This is a genomic window from Rhodobacteraceae bacterium S2214 (assembly GCA_025141675.1).
Classification (GTDB): Bacteria; Pseudomonadota; Alphaproteobacteria; order Rhodobacterales; family Rhodobacteraceae; genus Yoonia.
Map to the genome: position 1 here is coordinate 2,676,402 of CP081161.1, position 23,283 is coordinate 2,699,684.

Sequence of the window (23,283 nt, forward strand, 5' to 3'; positions counted from 1 at the left end):
GTAAAGGCCTTGCGCAATGCCCCCGTCACTCATGACAAAAACGAAAAAAGCCGCTCAATGCGGCTCTATCCATTCACATCAAAAGTGATTGTGGCGGAGGCTCAGTCCGCCCCACAATCCACCTAAACTACTACTATACTTTAATATAAAACGAACAATCAAAAAAGATACCACAAAAAATACCCCATCAATTTTTGTGCGCCATTACTGAGGAAAGAATGAATTGGACCTGTCGCGCTTTCGTGCCGCCCCAAGTGCTCGTTTATGCCGCTTTCCGTTCGAAAGCGACGGGGCTTTTCCAGCCCAGTGCTGAGTGTCGGCGGCGCGGATTGTAGAAGCCATTGATATATTCGAAGATGGCCATCTCAGCCTTCCGCCGCGTCTCCCAAGGATGCCGCCAGATCAGTTCAGCCTTGATGGTTTTGAAGAACGTTTCGACCGCTGCATTGTCGTAAAAATTGCCCTTGCCGCTCATAGATACCCTGAAGCCGTGTTGGCGCAGGGTCTTCTGATAATCATGGGAACAGTATTGCGATCCACGATCTGTGTGGTGGATGCAGCCTTTGGGTGGTTGCCGGAACGCGACGGCCATCTTCAACGCTCGGATCGCGAGGTCACGCTTCATGCGGTTACTCACAGCCCAGCCAATGACGCGTCGGGAATGAAGATCCAAGATCACGGCCAGATATAACCAGCCCTCGCGCGTCCAGACATAGCTGATGTCACCAGCCCATTACTGGTTTGGTTGATCCGCCGTAAAGTCACGATCTAATAGGTTTCGCGCAATATTGAACTTGTGATCGCTATCCGTCGTAACCTTGTGTTTACGGGTTCTGACGACAGATATGCCATTCTGGCGCATCAAACGGCCAACACGGCGGTGCCCGACATCTAAACCGATCTCCTTAAGTTCTTCGGTCATGCGCGGGCGGCCATAGCTGCCTAAGCTCAGACGCGACTGTTCTTTGATATGAGCCAGTGTGACCAAATCAGACCGCTGTCTGCGGCTGGCAGGTCGGCTGCGGAAGGCCCGCAACCCGCGAGTGCTGACGCCAACAACATCGCATAATCGGTTGGCCGGGAAGTTGGCTCTGTGTTCCTCGATGAACCTAAACTTCATTGCTTTAGGCCCGCAAAGAACTGGGTGGCTTCCTAAGAAACAGCCATGTCAGCCTCCGGTGGCAATTCGTGTAAATCATACCCAAACGACTTGGCGCGACGCTTCAGATTGCCGAGCACGCGATGGCGGTATCGCTTCTCGTAATGGGATGCGCCGGGGTCTCTGTAGGTCATGCCGTGTCGGAGAGTGTTGTAGAACAAAACTGCAATCTTACGCGCTGTCGCGGTGACGGCTTTAGCCTTGCCTGCCCGTGCTGCCAGTCGGCGGTAGAAAGCCCCTAGAGCAGTATCGCTACGCCCGATTGTGACAGCGGCCAACCTAAGTAGCGCCGCAGCGCGGCTGGATGATCGCCGTGTCCGCGATGACAGCACCTTACCGCCAGATATCTTGTTACCCGGTGCCAAGCAGAGCCACGACGTGAAGTGCTTGGCACTCGGCCAGGCGCGTAGGTCAGTACCGCATTCGCCAACCAATTTGAGTGACAAAGATGGCCCCATCCCATGGATCTCGGTCAGATCAACACCAAGGACACCAAACAGCGCGGCCCGGACATCAAACGAAGGCGTGCTGACTTGCTTGGTCTTTGTGCGCGGGCGTGGCAGTTGACTGGGATCATGTTCGGTATTTGCACCCAATGCCGCGAGCGTCGCCTCAAGATGGCGATCACATTCCAGCATCTTGGCCTGATAGAAGTCATAGAGTTCGACCGACTGGGTCAGCCCGAAGATGTGTTCGGGGCGATCATTCCCATTGAGCGCGGCTTTGATTGTCTCTTTTGAAGCCTTGCAACGTACGTCGCGATACCCGGCTAACACGTCCAAATCACGTTCGCCCGCGACAATCGCACGGATGATCTTCATCCCTGTAATGCCAGTGATGTCAGACACAACATGATGCAGTTGGAGGTTCATTTCCATCAGGGCCTTCTGCATGTGCTGGATATGAGCTGCAGCGTATTCAACTAACCGTTCTCGCTGCCGCAGATACGCCCGCAGAGTGGCGATCTCGGCAGATGGTCGGAAGCTGCCGCGCAACAACCCATAAGAATGCAACTGTCGCAACCAACTGGCGTCACTGACGTCGGTCTTACGACCCGGCACGTTCTTGGCATAACGTGCATTCACCAGAATGACCTCAAAGCCGTGTTGTTCGAGGATCTCGTATGCTGGGATCCAATACACACCAGTGGATTCCATGGCGACACTCGTGACACCATGCCATTTGAACCAGTCAGCCAAATCATGCAGGTCATGGGTGAAGGTGCCAAACGCACGCACTGGTGCGTCCGTCACGTCGGGATTGACTGCCGCCATGTGTTCACGCGAACCGATATCAACAGCCGCAGCGCCGACGTTCACCGTCTCGATCGCTGGGGTCTTGCGGGTCTTTTGCTTTGCCATCTTTGATCCTCCTGTTGGCAACAGAAGGGCGTGGGCTATGCAAATCCGTCATCTTCCTAACCGGGATCACCGCACATCGGCGTCACCACTCTCAAGTTCGCATCAACCCATGGACCACGTTTTTTAACGGGGTTCCCGACTACACCAGGACCACCAATAAGCGAACGGCCGCTGCCCTTCATGGCGCAACTGTAGCACAGGCTGTTTCTACCGCGCACAGGCGGGCTCCAACCCGGAACGGTTTTTTAAGATCTCCCTCTCCTCCTTGAGAAGACGGTTCTCGCGTCGAAGCCGTTCATTCTCTCTGGCGAGGTCCAAATCCTCTTTCGAAACCACATCCGTGTCTCGGTGCGCTGTGATCCATTTGTTCAGCGTCGACATGCCCACGCCAAGATCAGCAGCCACCTGCTTACGCGTTAGCCCACTGGTCAATGCAATCCGCACCGCATCTTGGAGAAATTCGTCCGTACGTTTTAGTCCTATAATTAGTCTCCTTTGGGGCAATAAATGCTAGCAAAGGAGCAGCATCAAACCGTGACAGGTCTATTTCCTTCAATCTTTGAGCTCGAACGCGATTGTGGGGGGATAAAATGCAAAAACTCGCGAGGGCCTTATGGCTGTCGCGGGCATCTAAGAAATTGGAAGACTTAAAACTGCCCTCGACTACGTACCAGCCAAGGTACGATGGATCAGTTGTCAACATGTCTGCTCAGCCGGTTTCTGTATTTTAAGCATTGGTTGCCAATATTGTCTGACGACGGGCACTAAGCTGATGTGTAGATCGCACGAGCTTACACGATAATTACACACGAGCTACATACACATTCAAAATTACGCAAATAGAACACCCTCATCGAGTGAACGACTATGATGTGGACCTATTATGGAAATCAATAAGCTTGACCGTACCATACGCGTAATACAGCCCCCGCAGGACCGTTTAGGGACCCCGCAAACTTCAGAATTTTATGGTCTAAAGGTAAAGAACGTTATGTGTGTCGCACGCGACAAAGCATCGTTTAACACCGTCCTAGCGAACCTAGTGCGTCTACGTTTTGAGGTTGCTTATACATCCAGCTTAGAGAGCGCGTTTCAGGACATTTCAATTGACCCTAGCGACTTTGGACTGGTTGTCATTCGTATGGACTGTACAATGACAGATCAACGTCTTGAAAGTTATGTCCGTCTCCTGCGTATGCTGGATATTCGTATTCCTATCTTGATGATAGGCGACACCGCGCGGTCAGAGAATACTTGGAAACATCCGACGATTTATGCCGACTGCGTTACCTCAGAACCCCAAACGATTCAGGCGCTCATTGCGGCCGTCCAACTTGCTGTCGAAGCCGACGCAAAATGGGGTAGCAGATTTGAAAGTCTTCGATTGAAAGCACAAAATCGGATATCGCGACCATTTGAGGCATAATTTTATGCGAAACTACGCATTCTAAAACTGACCTTACAGACAAATCCTAACTACTCATCATGAACCAATGCCGAGACTACTCCGACTGGGGCGTTCATTGATCATCTTTTGCTCAATGAACGCCCTATTTTTTCTCTTAAATCTCGTAAGGTAAGAGGTTTATTCAGTAATGTCAGATTTTCGCAGTCTTTCAGTTCTTTACCTTCGAATTCAGCCAGGCCTGTTATGATGAACAGTTCGGGTGTGTTTTCGATATATTTGACTGCAAGCTCTAGGAAATCGATCCCGTTCATCTTCGGCATCGCCAGATCCGCAATGACTGCGTCAAAAAATGGCCGTTGTTTGCACAGGTAAGTCAGACATCGACATGGGCATGAAAAGTAAGTGGTATGTCCGCCCATTAGCTCAACCGCTTCGACAAGCTCTGCGCCAAAATCTTCTTCGTCATCAACGATCAGGGCTGAGAAAGATTTACCCGCAAGATACCCTGTCATGGTATAGAACCAAGCGACCTGGTCACTGGAAACCGAATTTCTATGCAGGTTCCAACGTCACAATCAAGCGCACGAATTTCTCCATCCATGGCCTCAACAACAGTGCGACTAAGATACAACCCGATGCCAGTGCCGTTTTCATGCACTTTTGTGGAGAAAAATGCGTCGAACACACGCTCTTTGAGGTGGGTTGGAATGCCAGGCCCAGTGTCATCTACAGTAATGATCAATAAATCTGCCTCGACAACGAAACGAATACACAACAAACGATCAAGATTGCTTTGGGTACGCATAGCCTGCCGGGAATTCGTAATCAAGTTCAGCATGGTTTGTTCAAACAGAATTGGGCGGCCAGAAAGCCTCAGATCATCATGGTCGTAGTCAAGAACGATTGAAATGCTATCCAGCCTTAACTGCTCTTGGAGCAGATCTATTGCAGATCGCGTGCGGGCAATAGGATCAAATTGGGATTCGCCTTGGTCGCCGATTTCGAGAACAAACTTACGAATTCCTTGGATAACCTTCCCAGCTCGCAAAGCCTGTTTTTCGACGCGTTGCATTTTTTGGATCGCGTACTCTAAAGGCAGGTCGGCTGTTCCTGCCCGTTCTAGAAAATTCCCCGCTGACATAGAAATAATATTGAGCGGCTGATTCAATTCATGGGCAAAGGAACTCGCCATTTCTCCCAAAGCGGCAAGACGGGACGCTTGAATGAGTTTCGCTTGCGAATCTCGAAGCTCGCTCACGTTGCGGGCAATATAATATTTTTTGTTCTGCTGCACATTTTCTACTTCATCACTCTGCCCTTCTGAAACGATTGGTAACTGACTGGCAACTAGATGCATGAGCTTCCCATTCTTTGCTCGGATATCTAAAACCAGATCGGCTGGATCGCCGCCAAAACTCTGCGCGAACTTACTAGACTGGCTCTCAACCATATCCGACAGCGACTTTCCCAACGTTTCTTGGCGACTATAGCCAGTTAAAGCGCACAGAGCAGGGTTCCACTCTATAACTTGGTCGTAATCGTTGATGGCGAGGATCGGCGAAGACGCCTTTGTAATCAGTGCTTCGAAATTGTATCGCGCGCGGGTCGCGCCACGTTCTGCATTTTGAACGGCTTGGCCAAAGCGCCCTAACCAAATCGAAATCTGTCTATCTTCGTAAAAATTTTCATTTAGCACTGTGTTACTTGATGTACCGTCGCGCAGTGAGTTTTCTGCAATCAACGCAAACCTTTCGATCCACCTCCGAAAAAGAAAGTAAATAAGCTGACCGCCTACAACGATCACCATCATGAGATAAAAAACCAGCGCAAGGAAACGCAGCCAATTATGGAGCAGTCGTGTAACGTTTTCGTGTTGCGAGATCACCATATCGCGCTGAATTAAAGTCGAACCATCGGCCCAAGTACTTTCGCTTAGCATTGCCTTGTACCAAAGTAGCATATCCAAGAAAGAGACGTGTGATCCCTTGCTCCCCGCGAAGATGTCCAAGCCTCCATGGCAAAAGCAATTGATACAAACACAATCATCTTCTGCCCCCTGCCCAATCAGAGAAAATTCTTGCCTGAAAACAAGAAAACCCACCGTCATTATGGGAACCAAAATGAGTAGGCCAATGCCCGCCTGAAGGATATTGGTGTAGGAGTTATTCCTTTTTGAGTGTTCGGCAACCGGGAAATTTGGGCGCACTATGATGAGTGTGTTAACTAACAACGCGGCGATCATTGCGTTCAAAACACCATTGAGAGCGAAGTATAGCGACACTGATATCGCGAATATCCATTCCCCATCACCCCAGATGGTCGTCACTAGGAATGACGCAGGGATGCCGAAAACAATCCAGTAGATTAAGACACACGCAGTTATGCGACTGGCCAGTATTCTTACTCTGCTTGTCAGTACCACGACAAAAAGTAACTCAAGGAAGAATAGCAGTGCCACCGGCCAAGAACCTAGACTTGTTGCTGCGGGTGCGGCACCGATCAAGGCGGTCAACAATCCCCATCTTGGCCCTAAAGTTGCCAACGCCGCCCAAACCCCAATGGATCCGAAAAAGTGGTACGTGCCGGCGACAACACCGAAATTTTGGTAGTTACCCCAAAATGCAAAGGCGCAAAATACCAATCCAAGCACAGTGCGTGTAGCCAATTCGTGGGTCTTCATCAACTTATGCAAATTTATCTTGAGCCAGAGGTTTATCAGGTCTTCAGTCCTTATGCCAAGGGGCGTGGACCGGTCTAACGCGCTTACGAAATAAAGATAAATAGCCAAGCCGCAGAATGTGTAGATTCTGTGTAAAAAGCTGAAATCCGCCGCCTTTATATGAAGGTTATGTGAAGATATTGCCGATGAACGATCATCGACTGGACTATCACTATGCTATCCCCTCACATTATCTCATACGTCATTCACGTCTGAGACGCAGCTGGGGGCTCAATGAAAAATAGAGTTGATATCTTACTTGTTGAAGATGATATCGAGCTTTCTGAGGAGGTCACTGAAATGCTTGTCGCGCAGGGTTACAGTGTCGAATGCGCACGCACGCGGTATCAGTATGATCGCAACGCCAAATCTCGGAGTTTCAGCCTCTATATCGTCGATCTCTTGCTGCCTGACGGGCATGGGCATGACATCATCCGAAAAATACGAGAGCGCGGCAGAGCCGGCGTTGTTGTTTTGTCAGGTAAAGTCGAAGAACTGGATAAGGTTGTCGCGTTAGAACTTGGCGCTGACGATTACGTCGAAAAGCCAATCGCACGCACAGAATTTTTGGCGCGCATCAAAAGCCTGATCCGGCGGTTGGCCTGTCCCGAACCGACAAATGCTGGCCCAATGTCAGATGGATCACGCACACTTTTTGGTGGATGGCTGACAGACTTTGCCACCCGGAAACTGTACGCCCCATGCAAAGCTGAAGTTCAGTTAACGAAACTAGAGTTCGAACTTTGGGTAGCCTTGCTAAGCGCCAAGGATCGCGTGCTGACGCGTGATAATTTGATACATGCGATCCGGGGTGGCGATTGGGCTGGGAATGATCGCTCTATCGATGGGTTGGTCAGCCGACTTCGGCGTAAAATGGGCGCATACCATGATGTCGACCAGTTGTTCGAAACCAGTCGAGGCGTAGGTTACATGCTCCGCAGCCCGCCTTCTGGGCCTGCGCATCAATCTTAAACATGACACCTGTCTTGTCTCACCACGCAAAAAGACAGTCGAGACATCGACTGATGAATCTCACCTAACATCTACCTGTCTCAGAATGGTTCCCTGGTTCAAAACAATCTCATCCTCCGCAAAGAGAGACATAGCAATGCAATCGCGTTTGTTTGATCTGTTAGAGAACATTGCGGCCTATGGGCCAATTACGCTTGATGCATTGGCCGAACGTAGTGGTTTTAGCCGCTCTGCCACCTTTCGGGGCCTCAAGACGTTGCAAAACGGCGGGTGGGTCCGGCTACGCCTGAACGGTCGAGAGTACGTTTTGACGTCCAAGGTCGAAGCAAAATTATGCGCCAAAGTCGAACCAAGACCGGAAATTGAAAAGCTGACCCAGTTTCTCAAGACATGCATAGATTTCCGCACTTTTCAGACCCATATTTTTCAGCAGAGAACGACGTCAAAAGCCGAACTCGTTGATGACAGTGTCTATGGCACGGGGGATCAAACACTGGTCTCAGATTGTTGCGACTTCTTATTGCGGGTCATGCAATATGCGCGTGTTTCTGTCGGGACCGATCGTTTTGACGACGCTCAACGTACAAAAGCCGACGCACTTTTAAACAAGCTCAAGCGGTGCAGCTTTGTGCGGTTGTCAGAACATCGCTTTTTGTGGGTTCCGATTTTTTCCAAATCAGCAGACGTTTTCTTCATTTGTTTGTCCAGCCGGGACTGTCGTCAAGTTGAAGGCGCAATTGGCAACAAGCTATTGAAACAAATCAACCTAAGCGAGCATCTTGGGGATTTGAGAACATTCCAAGACATTCAGGTTCGAGCCCCCAAAGACTGAGCTGGTTTTCGCCTTTGTCGTACTGCTATTCCACTTAGCGAAATAGCGTACTTTGATGAACTATTGCTCCATATTAACAAGGTATTGGGCCATGGCGAAGGGTTAAACCGAAAGCCATGATGAGTCCAAAAACCACTCAAGGGAACACACCATGTCACTAGCTAATGTATACGAGCTGCAAATGCTCGACCTGATCAACGCAGAACGCGCGGCCGTTGGGATAGATCCACTCGTCATCAACTCAGAGCTGAATGCATCAAGCGAAGATCATAGCGCTTGGATGCTCGAAAACGACGTCTTTAGCCATGGCGGCGCAGGTGGGTCTACCTCGCGCGAACGTATCGAAGATGCGGGTTACGAATTGGAAGGCAGATGGCTGACAGGCGAAAATATCGCATGGGTCAGTGAAGCTGGCGACGACGGCTTCTCGGATGAAGTTGTGCGTCTTCATAATAACCTGATGAACAGTCCAGAACACCGCGCGAATCTTTTGAACCCAGAGTTCAAAGAGATCGGTATTGGTATCGAATCCGGTGAATTCGTAGATGACGGCCAACTCTTGGACACTGTTTTTGTCACACAAAACTTTGGCACGACAGCTGCGAATGACGTCATCATCCCAGAACCTGAGACTGTCGCGCCTGCACCGTCTGATGAACCTGCGCTTGCAGTTGTAGACGTGCCGGCTACGGTTGTCGATGAACCTACGCCTAGCACCGATACGGCTGCGCAAAACAGGCTCACGCTTGAAGATTTCCTATCTGCACGCGGCTTTATGAACCCAAGTTCTCTTGCGGCGAATGACACTGACGACACGACAAGCGATTTCAACGTGACCAATGCGTCATCCACAAGCCGTGTTGAGGTTGATGCCGTCGCAAGCGAAGAAGACGGTGTGTCCGTTGACGTCGAAGGTGAAGGCAATTTCTCTGGCGGAGGATCAGCGGCGGTCGACGACATGGCCATCGAAGACGCCGTATCTGGGGGAACCGTGGTTGCACCAACCCCGATCGAAGAAGCGCCAGTTGTCGAAACAGCTATGATGTCGGAACCGGAAACGTCTCCCACATCGTCGTTCGATATCGCGCAATTTATGGCATCGCTCGAATTTGGGATGGACAGCCTTTCTGTTGCAACCAATGAAACTGGCGGAGCAATGTCAGCACCGGCATCGGGCAACATCGGTCAAGACGGTTTCGATGATACTGGATTCGGCGCCTCAGATAGCTTTGTGTTCAATTTTGGTCCGAACCCCAGCGTTGAGACAGGATCAACAATGAGCCGCGCCATTCTTTCAGCGACGGCGAGCATGGAAGACGGTCCAGATGTCCAAGTTTTGGACATGACGGGCGATGTCAGCCTGACCGGCACCGCAAGCGTTTCTGGCGAAATGGAAACGATTGCGTCTGGCGATATGGCGATGAGCCTCGAAGACCTCGCAAGCTGTACGACTGCTGCATGTATCGAAGATTTTCTATTTTGAAGATCATATCGGGGGGCCGAAAGGCCCCTCGAACCTCTCACTCATCACAAAAGCTATCTGTCTATCCACCGCTTGGACATTGTAGGTATTCTCGGCCAGAAAAATGGGAAGACAAAGCCAATTGCATCAGCGCGACCGATCCAGCCTTGCTCCACCATTATGGGTTCAAGAATTTGGCCAGAGCTTTTGCCTTCGATGTCCATCAATGACCAGTGCGGGCCGGAGTTTCCAGGCATACAGGCCGGCCAATTCGATAGTATGTCCCCCGGTCTCGGCACCTGCGTAAAACCCTTTTTCTATCGCTGCGCTAAATGAACTATGATCAAGGTGAACAAGGATTGTAAGTAAGAGCGAACATGGTGAGTTTTGCGATAATAGTCGCGCCATTCATCTATAACCACTTGGCGCTTTGTCCCTTTCGCCGTCGACCCGCAGAAGTAAACTTTTTAGAAACCCGCCGTTGGGGTAGTCGTAGCGTAATGAGAATTCATTCGCAGAGCGGACCTCTAGCCTGTTCTGCGACGCATTGCCGTGTTTGCAACGGCAGTTCAGGTCCGGAAAAAGTCCAAACCTATATATCAGTCACGGCGCAAGAACAGGTTCCCGCGTTGAGACAATTCCGTTTTCCGGCGGAAAGGATGTTCCGATACAACCATCTCGATGTCTTCAATGTTGGAGACTTCGTCTGCGATCAAAAGGCATCCTTGCTTGCTTACGTGGTCAAGCATCGTCTTGAGCGTCGAGCGGCGTGCTTGCCGAGACAGCATGTGCAATGTCCGATCAATCAAAACGATGTCGAATGATCCATTCGGCTCGTAGGAGGCAACGTCATCGACAACTCCCTCGATAGACAGATTTTCCTGTGCAGCCACCGCTTTGAGGTCGCGGATACTATTTTTCGAGATATCTACTCCGACTACGCGATGTCCCTTTCTAGCAATAAAGATTGCATCCCGACCTTGCCCACATCCGACATCTAAAACTCGAACGCCTTGGTGCTGAAGTCGGTCAAAGAAATCGACAAAAATTGAGTTCGCCCCCCCAATGCGTCACGGGTTTCGCCGTATAATTCATCGTAATCATAGGTCATGGAGTCAGCGTTAGTAGATTGCCCATCAAATTGCTAAGTGAAATATTCCGTGAACGGCGGCAAAGTCCGCGATTCGGTCATCGGCCTGCAAAATTGAACCAATCAGCCTTCGCAACTGTAGATAGGGTCAGGTTTGAGCCCACTTTACGGCATTGCTGCACGACACACGAACGTCTGCTCCTGGCATCCGTAGCGAAGCCGGACGCTCGGTCGGCTCTCATTCAATCGCGGCATTTATGAATTCTGAAACCAGCTTCAATCGCGTACGGTCTTTCGTGGCGATAAGGGACGTGTTCCGGCCTTCAGGCATTTCTTCGATTTCAATTTCGCAAAGATCATCTTTGATGAGGCTGCTGTTTTGTAAGAACAATGCGACACCAATTCCCTGCAACACCGCTTCGCACATCAAGGGGAAGGTCGTCATTGTGGCCATACGATTCAGCGATATGGTGTAGCGATCGCAGGCTTGGTCCAGCAAGCGGCGCGTGAGTGACCCTTTTTCCGGAATAATGACGGTCTCTTGTTTGAGCTCAGACAGTGAAATCTTGCTGCGCTTCGCGAAAGGGTGATCGCAGCGGCAATAGATCACATACTTCGCGCTTTCGATGTAGATTCTCTCCCAATGCTCATGCTCGGGCGCATCGGTGATCAAACCCACATCCGCAAGGCGGTTGCTGATCATCGATTTGGCATTTGTCCAATCGTAAAGCCCGAAATCGACGCGAATATCGGGAAACTGGCGCTGAAACCGAGCGATGATCTTCAGTGCGGGTTGCGGCGCATTTCCAATGATCTTGAGGCGGCCCTCTTTCATCGCATTAAATCCTTCGAGCCGCTCAGTCACCTCTGCGCTTAAGGCGACCATGCGGTCGGCGAGATCGTAAAAATCCTGTCCGGTTGGGGTCAGTTCCACTCCATCCCGTCCGCGCAGCAAAAGAAGGGTACCAACACCTCTTTCAAGGTTTGCAATATGTTGCGTGATCGTGGATTGGGTGACGCCCAACCGTACGGCAGCGGCAGAAAAGCTCCCCTCCCGCACGACATAGGCAAAAGCTTCGAATTGATGGTGATTGGGGCGCATGATCTTTCCTTTTGCCCCCGCATAGAACCCATCGGTTTCACTAATATGACGACACAAAACGTTTGTGCTCACTGCCTATGGTTTGGCTGTAGTATGGGGGAATCACATGTCAGATCTGCAGATCGCATCTGTCACCAAGGACTTTGGCGAGACGTCCGTTTTGAAAGGGGTGACCCTGGATGTGAAGGACGGTGAGTTCATTTCATTGGTGGGGCCGTCTGGCTGCGGAAAATCGACCTTGTTGCGGATCATCGCCGGGTTAGAAACACCAACGAGCGGCACCGTCGCCATCGGCGGCACGGATGTGACGCAGCTCCGCGCGGCGGATCGCAATCTGTCGATGGTGTTTCAATCCTACGCGCTTTATCCGCATTTAACCGTGGCCGAGAATATCGCTGTGCCTTTGCAGATGCGCCAGATGTCGGCGATGCAACGACTTCCGGTGCTAGGGAGTGTGATGCCCAGTGCGCGGACCCAAAAACAAGATATCGCGGAAGCGGTCCGAAATGCCGCCGAGATGCTGGAAATAGGCACCCTTTTGGACCGAAAGCCGGGGCAATTATCGGGCGGACAGCGGCAGCGTGTCGCCTTGGGCCGTGCGTTAGTGCGCGATCCGGCGGCGTTCTTGTTGGATGAACCGCTGTCAAACCTTGATGCTAAGCTGCGTGTGCAGACCCGCGCCGAGATCGCCGAGCTGCACCGCCGCCTGAAGGCGACATTCATTTACGTCACTCACGATCAAGTCGAAGCCATGACAATGTCCGACCGTATTGCGGTGATGATGGACGGCGAAATCCTGCAATGCGCAGCCCCCGATGTGATCTATGAAGACCCTGAAGACATTCGCGTGGCCGAATTTGTCGGCTCGCCCAAGATCAATATCTTGCCGGTGGAACGCAATGGCGCCGAGCTGACCGTTTTCGATGAGGTCTTGAGTTCTCAATTCTCCTTCGACAGCCCAAAAATCATGCAGTTGGGTCTGCGTCCCGAAGCCTTGAGATTAACCCCATCCACGCCACGTCTGACCGGGCGGGTCGTGCATTTCGAAAACCTCGGGTCCGAAGTTTTTGCCCAAGTTGCCCTCGACAGTGACGGATCGCGCGTCACCCTGCGCGCCATGCCGGCGCAGCGGCAAAGTTTGGGGCTGGGCGCGCAGGTTGGCCTGACCTTTGATTTAAGCACGGCGTTGATATTCGACGCAGAGGGCGCGCGGTTGCGTCGCGTCGAAGTTGCTGCCAACCGCGCACCCGAGGTGGCCTAACATGCCCGTTGTGGATCCTAGCGTCGCGGGAGTCGCCAAAGCCAAACCCGACAACAGGCAGGCCCGCGCGGGATGGGGTTTGGTCGCGCCAGCTTTGACGCTGATGGCTGTGATCCTGCTGGTGCCGATTATCGTGGCGGCTGTCCTGTCTTTCACCAATTATTCATTGGGCAACCCCGGTTTCGATTGGGTCGGAACACAAAACTACGAGCGCCTGTTCACCCGTTCGACCTACGAAAAGATGTTTATCGCGACCTTTACTTACGTGGTCACCGTGGTGCCCATTTCCGTGGGTCTTGGCCTTGGGGCGGCATTGCTTGTCCATTCGTTAGGCCGGATCGGGGACATCTATAAGACGATCTATTTCCTGCCGGTGATGGCGACCTTGTTGGCCATGGCTATCGCTTGGGAATTCATGCTGCACCCGACCATTGGCATGGTGAACCGCACGCTTGAGGTGGCCTGCGGGACGTGGTTTGAGGCATTGCCTTTCTTTGCCAATGGGTGCGCCGAGGGGTTCCCACTGTGGCTGGGGGATCGCGACTACGCGATCTGGGTGGTTTGTTTCGTCGGCATCTGGCAAGGGTTTGGCTTCAACATGGTGCTGTTTCTGGCCGGTCTGACGTCGGTCCACCGCGAACTTTACCACGCCGCCGAAATGGATGGGGCCCGTTCCGGCTGGGAGCGGTTCCGACTGGTCACATGGCCCGCCCTTGGGCCAACCACGGTGTTTGTCGTGACCATTTCCTGCATCCGCGCCTTTCAAGTCTTTGATACGATCGAGGCTTTCTGGCCCCAAGGCGGTGGGCCGAACAAATCCGCATATGTGATGATGTTCGCGATCTTTGAAAAGGGCATCCAGCAGAACCTGATCGGCATCGGATCAGCTATCACCATGTTGTTTTTGTTGTTCGTCATGTTTTTGACCCTCATCCAGCGCTGGCTGGTCGAACGTAAGGTACACTACTGATGACCCGCGACTGGTGGAAACATATGGTGCTGATCCTTGGCACGATTATCGTGCTGGCGCCATTCTATATGATGGTCAGCTATTCGTTCAAAAGCCCCGGCGAAATCGACCGGGGCGAAGGTGGGTTTTTTGGCCGCCAAGAGATGATGATTGACCCGCGTTGTGTCGCGTTGCGTCAGCCTGATCGCGCTGAAATCGAAACGGCGCGCGCGCGTTTCCCCGGTCAGGATGACGCCAGCGTTCAAGCCTCTCTTTTGGCCGAGACGGAGGCAGATTGTTCCGTGCGCCCGGTGGTGTTCAACTATTACAAGGCTTTCACCGAAGCGCCGCTTGTCCGCTACCTGCTGAACGGTGTCATCGTCACGGTGTCGATCTTTCTGATCCAGATCGTTGTCGCACTGCCTGCCGCCTATGCCCTTGCGAAGCTGAAATTCTGGGGACGCGATACGGTTTTTGGGTTGGTCCTGTTCTGCCTTTTGATCCCTGTCCATGCCATTGCCCTGCCGCTCTATATCGGGCTGGCAAAACTTGGGCTGACGAACACCTATGCCGCTCTTGTCGTGCCTTGGACGATCTCGGTCTTTGGGATCTTCCTGATGCGTCAGTTTTTTATGACCGTGCCCGATGACCTGATTGACGCAGCGCGGATGGACGGCATGTCCGAGTTGGCCATCGTTTGGCGCGTGATGCTGCCGACGGCGATCCCTGCGCTTCTGGCTTTTGCTATCTTTTCTGTCGTTGCCCATTGGAATGACTATTTCTGGCCGCGCATCGTTGTGACCGGAAACCGCGACCTGTTCACGCCACCACTGGGCCTGCGCGAATTCAAAGGCGATGGCGACGGGTCCTTCTTTGGCCCGATGATGGCCACGGCCACGGTCATCGTCACGCCGCTCATTGTCGCTTTCCTGCTGGCTCAGCGCCGCTTTATCGAGGGGATCACGCTGTCTGGAATGAAATAGGGTGGGATTTCTCCCACCCTACTCACTGCCCTTGCGGGCTTATCACCGGGGTCTGCCAATCGCCAAACCGTCAGCCCCACCAACTGGAGTAAATGTAATGAAACATACCCTAACTGCAATGGCTTTGGCCCTTCCTGCCACCGCTGTTTACGCCGAGGACAAGGTCACGATCGAGTTTGCCTATCCTTACAGCCACCTTTTTGATGTGACCTATGAGGCGATGATGCCTGCTTTCGAGGCGGCGCATCCAAATATCGAAGTGAAATTCCGCGCCACTTATGAATCCTATGAGGACGCCACCAACACAGTCCTGCGCGAAGCTGTTGCTGGCAACCTGCCAGACGTTTCCATGCAAGGCCTAAACCGTCAAGCGCCGCTGGTCGACAAAGGCATCGCACAGTCGCTTGCCCCGTTCATTGCCGCTGAGGCCGATTTCGAAACAGAGGGCTACCACGGCGCCATGCTGTCATTGTCGACCTTCGATGACGAAGTTTACGGTTTGCCATTCTCGATCTCATTGCCGGTTGGCTATTACAACATGGACATCCTGCGGAGCGGCGGCATCGAAGAGCTGCCAACGACATGGGACGAGGTGATCGCGGCCTGTAAGACCATGAAAGACAACGGCATCGACAACCCGATCTTCTGGGGCTGGAACATCACTGGCAACTGGTTCATGCAAGCGCTTCTATGGAGCCAAGACAGTGCCATCGTCGAGAACGGCCAAGTGACAATGGACAGCCCTGAAGCGCTGGTTGCCCTTGAGCAGATGCAGGAAATCTTCACTGAGTGTGAAATGCAGAACCTTGAATGGAAGGCCGCATTGTCGTCTTTCTCTGCGGGTGATGTTGGCATGATGTTCTGGTCCACGTCTGCCTTGGGCGCGGTTGAACGCAGCCAAGGTGATTTCGAACTGGTGACCGGCCCATTCCCGGGTCTGGGCGAAACGCCGAAAGGTCTGCCTGCTGGCGGCAATGCGGCAATGTTGACGTCAACCTCGGATGACCCTGCTGTGCGCGAAGCGGCTTGGACATGGCTGAAATTCATCACCTCAGGTGAAGGCGCTGCCGAAGTGGCCAAAACCACTGGCTACATGCCCCCTAACAAGGCGGCCAACGAGATCATTCTCGCCGACTTCTACGAGCAGAACCCAAACAAGCAGACTGCTGTTGATCAGCTTCCGCTGCTGCGCGACTGGCTGGCCTATCCGGGCGACAACGGCCTGGCGATCACGCAGGTGATCTATGACGGCATCGAACGCATCGTCACTGGCGACGCCACCGACATGAAAGAGCTGCAAGAAGAGCTGGTCGAAGAAATCGCTGACCTTCTGCCAAACGGCTAACCCAATTCCGGTCGCCCTTTTGGGGGCGGCCGGACCCCATTTAAGAAAGGCTCAGGTCGATGAAGCTTGTGCAGATTTCCGACATTCACCTAACAGTCCCCGGTGAACGCATGGGCGGCTTGAACCCCCATAGACGTTTTGCGCAAGCGCTTGACCATGTCCGCGCGCAACACAGCGACGCCACACGGATTATTATCACTGGCGATTTGACCCATTGGGGCGAACCTGCGGCCTATGCGACCCTTGTTGATGCGCTGACCGATGTACCTTGCCCCGTGCGCTTGTTGATTGGAAACCATGATGACCGCACCGCGTTTTTGGGCGCTTTTCCAGACTATCCCAAAGACCCGTCTGGGTTCATCAACCACGCCGAAACAGTGGATGGCACGCGCCTGATCTACCTCGACACGACCGCGACGCGCACCCACGCAGGCCATTTCTGTGAAGCGCGCCGCGATTGGCTGGAAACCGTGTTGAAAGACAGCACCCGCGCGCGCCTGTTCATGCATCACAATGCCATGCCGCTTGGACTGCCTGCCGAAGACAAGATCGCGCTTGTCCCCGAAGACCGCGCACCGCTGGCAGAGCTCTTGAGCACTTATCGCGACCGCATCGAGTATATTCATTTCGGCCATGTCCATGCACCCGTGCACGGGACGTGGTGCGGCATTCCCTTTGCCTCTGTCCGTTCCACCGGTAATCAATCCCTGCCTGACCTAACCGAGATGGAGCTGTTGCACGGTGCCCCCATGGCCCCGTCCTACGCTGTGATCCTTGCGGATGATATAGGCACCATCATCCATGACATTCCCTTTACCTGGGATGGGCCAGTGTTCAGCTCTGGTACGTCTTGGGAAGATTGGGCCAAACCAGTGGCGGCAGAATGAAGTTTATCCATCTGACTGACACCCACGTCATTGGCGAAGGTTTGCTTTACGGACAAGACCCCGCCGCGCGGCTGCGGGCCGCTGTGGCCTCAATCAATGCCGAACATGGCGACGCGGATTTCGTTGTCCTAACGGGTGACATGACCCATTGGGGCGACGCGGCAGCCTATGCGCGGTTTGCGCGCGAAATCAAAATGTTCAACATGCCAGTGCATCTGATGGTGGGCAATCACGACGAGACATCAGCTTTTGGCGAAGCTTTCCCAGAAACGCCCCGCGATTACAACGGCTTTGTCCAATGTGGCTTTGACACCCCGTTCGGGCGCTTTCTCTTGTTGGATACCAAGCACCCAGAAACCCACGCTGGCGCTTATTGTCCCGCGCGCCAAGCGTGGTTGGGTCGGCAACTGGACCAAACCGACGGCCCAATCGTTCTGTTCATGCACCACCCGCCACTTAAAACGGGCATTGCCGCGATGGATCAGATCATGTTGCAGGATGCAGAGGCCTTCTACGACGTCATTGCGCCCCACAAGGCACGTATCCGGCACATGTTCTTTGGCCATGTGCACCGCGCCATTTTCGGCAATTGGCGGGGTATCAGTTATTCCTGTATGCGCGGCCTTAACCACCAAGTCGCCTTGGAGTTAAATGGTGCGGGCGAGCGCATTGCGGCAAATTTCGAACCTCCGGCCTACGGTGTGGTGACACTCAGCGACGATCAGGTCTCGGTTCATTTGCACGATTTTGCAGATCGCTCAAAGCGATTTCTCTTGTGAAGCAGCCCTATCGGCTGCGCGGGACTGAACGCCAAGCGCCAGAGTACTGGAAAAGAACGCGCTGGCCTGCCGTTTGCACCAATTCAATGTTTCATAAGCCAGACGCCTTTGGCTTAAATACTATGATTTGATCCCAAGGACTCAGCGCAACGCTGGAGGAGACTTAGGGCTCAGGTCATGATCAAAACCAACGAGGTGAAACGTATCTTTGCCAATATCGACACCAATCAACATGAGCTCGTCAAATTCAGTCTTCGCCATGCTACTTCTCCTATATGCAGGTGAAACTAGGCTCAGCCTAACCTGCTGGGTGAAGCAGCGGGTACATCCCATTAGCGGACTCCCAGCACTCGATCGCGATGCTGCGATTGCAGCCCGCTTTGCCGACATTCGCTGCGTTCGCAAAATCAGGTGATGGGCGGATTCACACAATGCGGGACAAAACTAACCTTTAGCAATTTTAGGCCAAGGTCCGCTTTCAATGAGCTGCTCGCCAGCGCAAGGATATCAAGATTGGTAGTAGACCTTCGCTGTCAGTAGGCGAAGTGCCCTTATGAGCATAAATGCTCAGTCTCACTCAGTCTCACTCAGTCCCATGCAGCACGCGATCGGCTGCTACAGCTGCAGAAGTCCGATTATCGACTCCCATCTTTTGAAAGATCTGTTCAAGGTGTTTGTTCACAGTCCTCGGGCTCAAATCCAGGATGGTGCTGATATCGCGATTTGTTTTGCCAAGTGTCAGCCAATACAGAACCTCAGCTTCCCGGAGTGTCAAGCTCCATTGAGCAATAAGGAACTGTTCATTGGTAATGGTCCGCCGGCGGTTAAACTTCACCAGCAACTCGCGCGAAGCAGATTGGCCAACATAGGTTAGCTCAAATTCGTTCATTGCAAGCGGTGTAAGTTGCGACAGAGGCTTTCGCCTACAAGTGGTGAGCCATTGTTGTAAAGCCGCGTTATCCACTGCGTTCATTTCGAAAGTCTCCAACGCATGGTCAGACCCCCACGACAGGTCGCCGTCCATAGTGAAGGCCAAAATTGATCGGCCAGATCGGTCCAGAGCGTCACGCGCGCTCTGGAGAAGTTTGGAATTAGCGATGTGAATCCCTAGGCGGGCGATCAATTCATCAACCACAACGGGCTTCGTCACATAGTCAACACCACCCGCTTTCAAACCCCGCACCACATCATCAGCTTCGGTCAGTCCAGTCATGAAAATGATCGGTGCCGCGATGCTCAAAGGGGCGGCCTTGAGCCGCATGCACGTCTCAAAGCCATCCATTTGGGGCATCAAAGCATCCATTAATATCACATCGGGTTGCACCCGTTCGACCAGATCAATGGCCGTCTGCCCATCACGGGCCACGATCACCGACATTCCGTTTTCTTCAAGTGCTGCAGACACCATCGACAAGGTCTCAGGTTGATCATCTACCACGAGGGCAAGATTTTGGGCACTCGGATTAGAGCGTTTCATGTGCTTCACTTCCCAGAGCATCAACGATGCCATTCAAGTCAAATTCGGCGATGTAGCTGTTAAGCTTTGCAAGAAGAATGGACGGACAGGCACGCTCTGCTTCGAGATCGGCGATGATGCGCCGCAACTCACTGGCTTGCCCAGTCTGCGCCAGTTCGATCAAGCGCTCTGCCGTCTGTGGGGCAAGGCGAGCAGCGGCAGGCACTGCATTCTCTTCATCTGCCTGGGTTATCAAGTCTAACTTTAACAGTCCGGCCGTGCGGAAAATCAGATCATCCAAGCTGTAAGGTTTGGTGATGAATGCATCATACAACGTCAGATGCGGAGTCGGTCTTTCGGCGTCTTTGGCGTGGCCTGAAATCATGATGATCGGGATCATCTCAAGTCCATTGGCGCGTAGATGCCGCGCCAACGACCAGCCGTCCTGACCGGGCATATCGATATCCAGAATGAACAGGTTCGGCGTGATGTCGGTCAACATCCCAAGTGCAATCTCGGTAGAAGCCGCTACCACAACCCCAAATCCAAGCGGTTCAAATACATTCGCAACCAAAGTAAGGTGGTGGGCATCGTCATCCACGACCATGATCGTTTTGCGCGGACCGATATAGCCAACCACTGGCGTAGTTCGGGCGGTGGGTGGAATGCCGCTCTTGGTGGTGGGTTCTTGGGAAAGCGACGGCAGCATTAGGCGGACTGTAAAGGTGCTGCCTTGTCCTAAGATGCTATCGACCGTTATCTCGCCGCCCAGAATTTCAACCAACAATTTGGTAATTGTTAGCCCAAGCCCAGAACCTCGCGCGCTGTTCTGGCGCGAGCGCTGAAAGGGCTGCCAGATACGTGGCAAGAAATTGGGCGCGATGCCAATGCCCGTGTCGCGCACCTCGATCAGGGCGATTTCATTGCGATAGGTGATCCGCAGACAGACCTCGCCTTGTTCGGTGTAGCGTATCGCGTTGGACAGCAGATTGATTAGGATTTGGCGCAAGCGTTTTTCATCAAAGCCGACCCAAGCAGGCAGATTTCCATGGGTTTCAACGGTAAAGGTGATCCTGCGCGCGCGCGCCTCTTCCTCAAAGATTGATGCCACTTGTTTGATGAACATGCGCAGATTGATCCGGTCACGCATCACTTCCAACCGTCCCGCTTCGATGCGGGCGATATCCAGCAGACCTTCGATCAATCCTGCAAGATGTTCACTGCTACGTCGGATCGTGGTGACAGATTCCAACCGGTGTTTGGGGATCGACGGGTCCTTTTCCAAAATTTGGGCAAAGCCGTAGATCGCGTTCAGTGGCGTACGTAGTTCGTGGCTGAGCCCAGCCATATAGCGTGTTTTGGCAAGGTTTGCGGCCTCTGCTTTGTCCTTGGCATCTTGCAAAGCAATGTCGGTGCGTTCGTGGGCGCGGATTTCGCGTAACAGCCGGTCTGTCTGGCGGCGGGTCTCGGCGCGGGCGTTGCGTTGGCTTTCGTTGATCAGCAAGAACATCCAGACTGAGACGCCAATGACGATCACGACGCTGCCAAAGATAACCGTGAGGGCGGCCGCAAAATTCGGGCTGTTGGCATTGGCCCCGATCCAGAACAACAGGCCACCGAGCAACCCTGATATCAAACTAGTGAAAAGCGTGAATTTGGCAAAGCGCGATTGGATGGCCGCTGCGATTTTCGTGGCAAAGTTGCGGTCTATAAATTGCGTTACGTTGAAACCGATGCGGCCATGCGGTTTGCAGCTATCTTGGCAATTGCTGTCGAGCGTGCAGCACAGCGAACAGATGGGGCCCGCGTGGAACGGACAATGGGTCATGTCTTCGGCGTCAAAACGAAAGTCGCAGATAGAGCAACTGTGCAGCCCCGCGGGCGCGGGGCTGGTTTCGGGCCGCGCCAGATAGTATTTTCCCTTTGTCCAAAACGCGATCAAGGGCGCTGTCACAAAGGCTGTACAAAGGGCGATGAAGGTCGAAAAGGCCTGCGCTGTCTGCCCAGCGGCGCCCATCACCGCCAACAAGGACAAGACACAAGCTATCACCATCGCGCCGATCCCAACGGGATTGACGTCGTAAAGATGCGCACGGCGAAATTCGATGCCTTTAGGACTAAGGCCAAGGGGTTTGTTGACCACAAGATCAGCCACCAGTGCCCCGATCCATGCCACAGCCACATGCGAATAAAGGCGCAGCACTTGTTCGAGACCCTCAAAAACGCCAAGCTCCATCAGCAGCACCGCAATGCCCACGTTAAAGACCAGCCAGACAACCCGCCCCGGATGGCTATGGGTCAACCGCGAAAAGAAATTCGACCATGCGATAGAGCCGGCATAGGCATTGGTCACATTGATCTTGAGCTGGGACAGCACAACAAACGTTCCCGTCAAGACCAGCACAAGGGTTGGTGACCCAAAGACCTGATCAAAGGCGGTGTAGTACATATGCGTAGGGTCGGCAGCATCCACTAGCGGTACGGCGTTCTGGATGGCCAGCGTCACAAGGTATGACCCCGCCAACATCTTGATCACCCCCAGCACCGACCATCCCGGTCCCGCCGCCAAAAGGGCGGTCCACCATTTGCGCCGGTCTTTGCGGGTTTTGGGTTCTGGTAGAAAACGCAGAAAATCAACCTGTTCACCGATTTGCGCAATCAGAGAAAACACCACGCCGGACGCGGCCCCGAACATTAGTAAGGTTGATGTGCCTTTGCCCTCTTGCGCGCCCTCGAAGCCAAGCCACGTATCGATGTCATAGCCTACCATAGCGAGCAGCGCGAAAGGCAGGATATGCAGGATCACCCAAAGCGGCTGAGTCCATGTCTGAAAAGACGAAATCTTGGAAAACCCGTTGACTACCAGCGGGATGACCACCAGTGCGCTTGCGATATAGCCTAGGAAAATCGGCAGCCCGAACAAGAAATCCAGCGCCAGCGCGAGGATCGCGGCCTCGAGCGCAAAGAAGATGAAGGTGAAGGATGCATAGATCAGCGACGTGATCGTTGACCCGATATAGCCAAAGCCGGCTCCGCGTGTCAGCAGATCAATATCGACACCGTAGCGCGCTGCATAATAGCAGATGGGTAGCCCTGTTAGAAACAGGATCGCGCCGACAAACATGATCGCAAAGACTGCAATGTCGAAGCCGTAGGTGATTGTGATGGCAGCGCCAATGGCCTCCAGCGCGAGAAACGAAATCGACCCGATGGCTGTGTTTGCAACACGCGCATAGCTCCAGCGCCGGGCACGGCGCGCGGTAAAGCGAAGCGCAAAATCCTCCATCGTCTCGTTAGCGACCCACTGGTTGTAGGTCCGCTTTTCGCGGGTCGCTTCTAGTGCTGTCACCATTTTGTGTGTCTCTCACGCATCCAAAGAGATCATGCAGAGCAGGTTTACCCTCGGTCTGCGGCCTCCCTCCGGGTCAGCCATCTGTCCAGTTGCTCCAAAGCATAGGGGGCAAAACGCGCAGGCATATACGTCATTCGACGTATATCGATACCGCCCCCCCCTGAAT

The 23,283-nt window shown here is 53.1% G+C and carries 18 protein-coding genes and 1 pseudogene; 10 read left to right on the forward strand and 9 right to left on the reverse strand.

What is annotated here, in order from left to right; translation table 11 throughout:
* Nucleotides 1-262: 262 nt before the first annotated feature.
* The 3 genes and pseudogenes from K3729_13365 to K3729_13375 all read right to left on the reverse strand — a co-directional run bounded on the left by K3729_13365 (nucleotide 263) and on the right by K3729_13375 (nucleotide 2,964).
* Nucleotides 263-1,150 (reverse strand): annotated as a pseudogene (locus K3729_13365) (IS3 family transposase).
* A gap of 2 nt (nucleotides 1,151-1,152) precedes the next feature.
* A complete protein-coding gene (locus tag K3729_13370; GenBank protein UWQ98433.1) occupies nucleotides 1,153-2,520 on the reverse strand; it encodes an IS110 family transposase in 1,368 nt (455 codons plus the stop codon).
* Between the two features lie 207 nt (nucleotides 2,521-2,727).
* Complete coding sequence (locus K3729_13375) at nucleotides 2,728-2,964, reverse strand: transposase (GenBank protein ID UWQ98434.1); 237 nt, start codon at nucleotides 2,962-2,964, stop codon at nucleotides 2,728-2,730.
* Nucleotides 2,965-3,673: 709 nt separating this feature from the next.
* On the opposite strand from K3729_13375, the gene K3729_13380 reads away from it, so the two are divergent.
* A complete protein-coding gene (locus K3729_13380) occupies nucleotides 3,674-3,946 on the forward strand; it encodes a hypothetical protein (GenBank protein UWQ98435.1) in 273 nt (90 codons plus the stop codon).
* 101 nt (nucleotides 3,947-4,047) lie between these two features.
* Here the strand turns inward: K3729_13380 and K3729_13385 are convergent, their stop codons facing one another.
* Together K3729_13385 and K3729_13390 are read right to left on the reverse strand one after the other, a co-directional pair.
* Nucleotides 4,048-4,440, reverse strand: a complete 393-nt coding sequence (locus K3729_13385; GenBank protein UWQ98436.1) for a response regulator — start codon at nucleotides 4,438-4,440, stop codon at nucleotides 4,048-4,050.
* Nucleotides 4,437-6,608, reverse strand: a complete 2,172-nt coding sequence (locus tag K3729_13390) for a PAS domain-containing protein (protein UWQ98437.1) — start codon at nucleotides 6,606-6,608, stop codon at nucleotides 4,437-4,439. The genes K3729_13385 and K3729_13390 overlap by 4 nt, the downstream gene beginning before the upstream one ends.
* 273 nt (nucleotides 6,609-6,881) lie before the next feature.
* Here K3729_13390 and K3729_13395 point away from each other — a divergent pair, with 273 nt between their 5' ends.
* The 3 genes from K3729_13395 to K3729_13405 all read left to right on the forward strand — a co-directional run bounded on the left by K3729_13395 (nucleotide 6,882) and on the right by K3729_13405 (nucleotide 9,934).
* Complete coding sequence (locus K3729_13395) at nucleotides 6,882-7,619, forward strand: response regulator transcription factor (GenBank protein UWQ98438.1); 738 nt, start codon at nucleotides 6,882-6,884, stop codon at nucleotides 7,617-7,619.
* 136 nt (nucleotides 7,620-7,755) lie between these two features.
* The gene (locus K3729_13400; GenBank protein UWQ98439.1) at nucleotides 7,756-8,451 is read left to right on the forward strand and encodes a helix-turn-helix domain-containing protein; all 696 of its coding nucleotides are present in this window, start codon (nucleotides 7,756-7,758) and stop codon (nucleotides 8,449-8,451) included.
* A gap of 151 nt (nucleotides 8,452-8,602) precedes the next feature.
* Nucleotides 8,603-9,934 carry a hypothetical protein gene (locus tag K3729_13405; GenBank protein UWQ98440.1) on the forward strand — a complete coding sequence of 444 codons (1,332 nt, stop codon included), beginning with the start codon at nucleotides 8,603-8,605 and terminating at the stop codon, nucleotides 9,932-9,934.
* A gap of 578 nt (nucleotides 9,935-10,512) precedes the next feature.
* Here the strand turns inward: K3729_13405 and K3729_13410 are convergent.
* Together K3729_13410 and K3729_13415 are read right to left on the reverse strand one after the other, a co-directional pair.
* The gene (locus tag K3729_13410) at nucleotides 10,513-10,980 is read right to left on the reverse strand and encodes a class I SAM-dependent methyltransferase (GenBank protein ID UWR01058.1); all 468 of its coding nucleotides are present in this window, start codon (nucleotides 10,978-10,980) and stop codon (nucleotides 10,513-10,515) included.
* A gap of 261 nt (nucleotides 10,981-11,241) precedes the next feature.
* A complete protein-coding gene (locus K3729_13415; GenBank protein UWQ98441.1) occupies nucleotides 11,242-12,105 on the reverse strand; it encodes a LysR family transcriptional regulator in 864 nt (287 codons plus the stop codon).
* A gap of 106 nt (nucleotides 12,106-12,211) precedes the next feature.
* Between K3729_13415 and K3729_13420 the strand changes: the two genes are divergently transcribed.
* The 6 genes from K3729_13420 (at nucleotide 12,212) to K3729_13445 (ending at nucleotide 18,309) form a co-directional block, all read left to right on the forward strand.
* A complete protein-coding gene (locus tag K3729_13420) occupies nucleotides 12,212-13,366 on the forward strand; it encodes an ABC transporter ATP-binding protein (protein UWQ98442.1) in 1,155 nt (384 codons plus the stop codon).
* Nucleotide 13,367: 1 nt separating this feature from the next.
* On the forward strand, nucleotides 13,368-14,336 hold the full coding sequence (locus tag K3729_13425; protein UWQ98443.1) for a sugar ABC transporter permease: 969 nt from the start codon (nucleotides 13,368-13,370) through the stop codon (nucleotides 14,334-14,336).
* Complete coding sequence (locus tag K3729_13430) at nucleotides 14,336-15,298, forward strand: carbohydrate ABC transporter permease (GenBank protein UWQ98444.1); 963 nt, start codon at nucleotides 14,336-14,338, stop codon at nucleotides 15,296-15,298. The genes K3729_13425 and K3729_13430 overlap by 1 nt, the downstream gene beginning before the upstream one ends.
* A gap of 97 nt (nucleotides 15,299-15,395) precedes the next feature.
* Nucleotides 15,396-16,643 carry an ABC transporter substrate-binding protein gene (locus K3729_13435; protein ID UWQ98445.1) on the forward strand — a complete coding sequence of 416 codons (1,248 nt, stop codon included), beginning with the start codon at nucleotides 15,396-15,398 and terminating at the stop codon, nucleotides 16,641-16,643.
* A gap of 59 nt (nucleotides 16,644-16,702) precedes the next feature.
* Entirely contained in the window at nucleotides 16,703-17,530 is an 828-nt protein-coding gene (locus tag K3729_13440) for a metallophosphoesterase (protein ID UWQ98446.1), read from the forward strand.
* A complete protein-coding gene (locus tag K3729_13445) occupies nucleotides 17,527-18,309 on the forward strand; it encodes a phosphodiesterase (GenBank protein ID UWQ98447.1) in 783 nt (260 codons plus the stop codon). Before K3729_13440 ends, K3729_13445 begins: the two co-directional genes overlap by 4 nt.
* 583 nt (nucleotides 18,310-18,892) lie before the next feature.
* Here the strand turns inward: K3729_13445 and K3729_13450 are convergent.
* Nucleotides 18,893-19,786: a response regulator gene (locus K3729_13450; GenBank protein UWQ98448.1), complete on the reverse strand. Its 894-nt coding sequence runs from the start codon at nucleotides 19,784-19,786 to the stop codon at nucleotides 18,893-18,895.
* Nucleotides 19,773-23,117 carry a response regulator gene (locus K3729_13455; protein UWQ98449.1) on the reverse strand — a complete coding sequence of 1,115 codons (3,345 nt, stop codon included), beginning with the start codon at nucleotides 23,115-23,117 and terminating at the stop codon, nucleotides 19,773-19,775. The genes K3729_13450 and K3729_13455 overlap by 14 nt, the downstream gene beginning before the upstream one ends.
* Nucleotides 23,118-23,283: the final 166 nt, after the last annotated feature.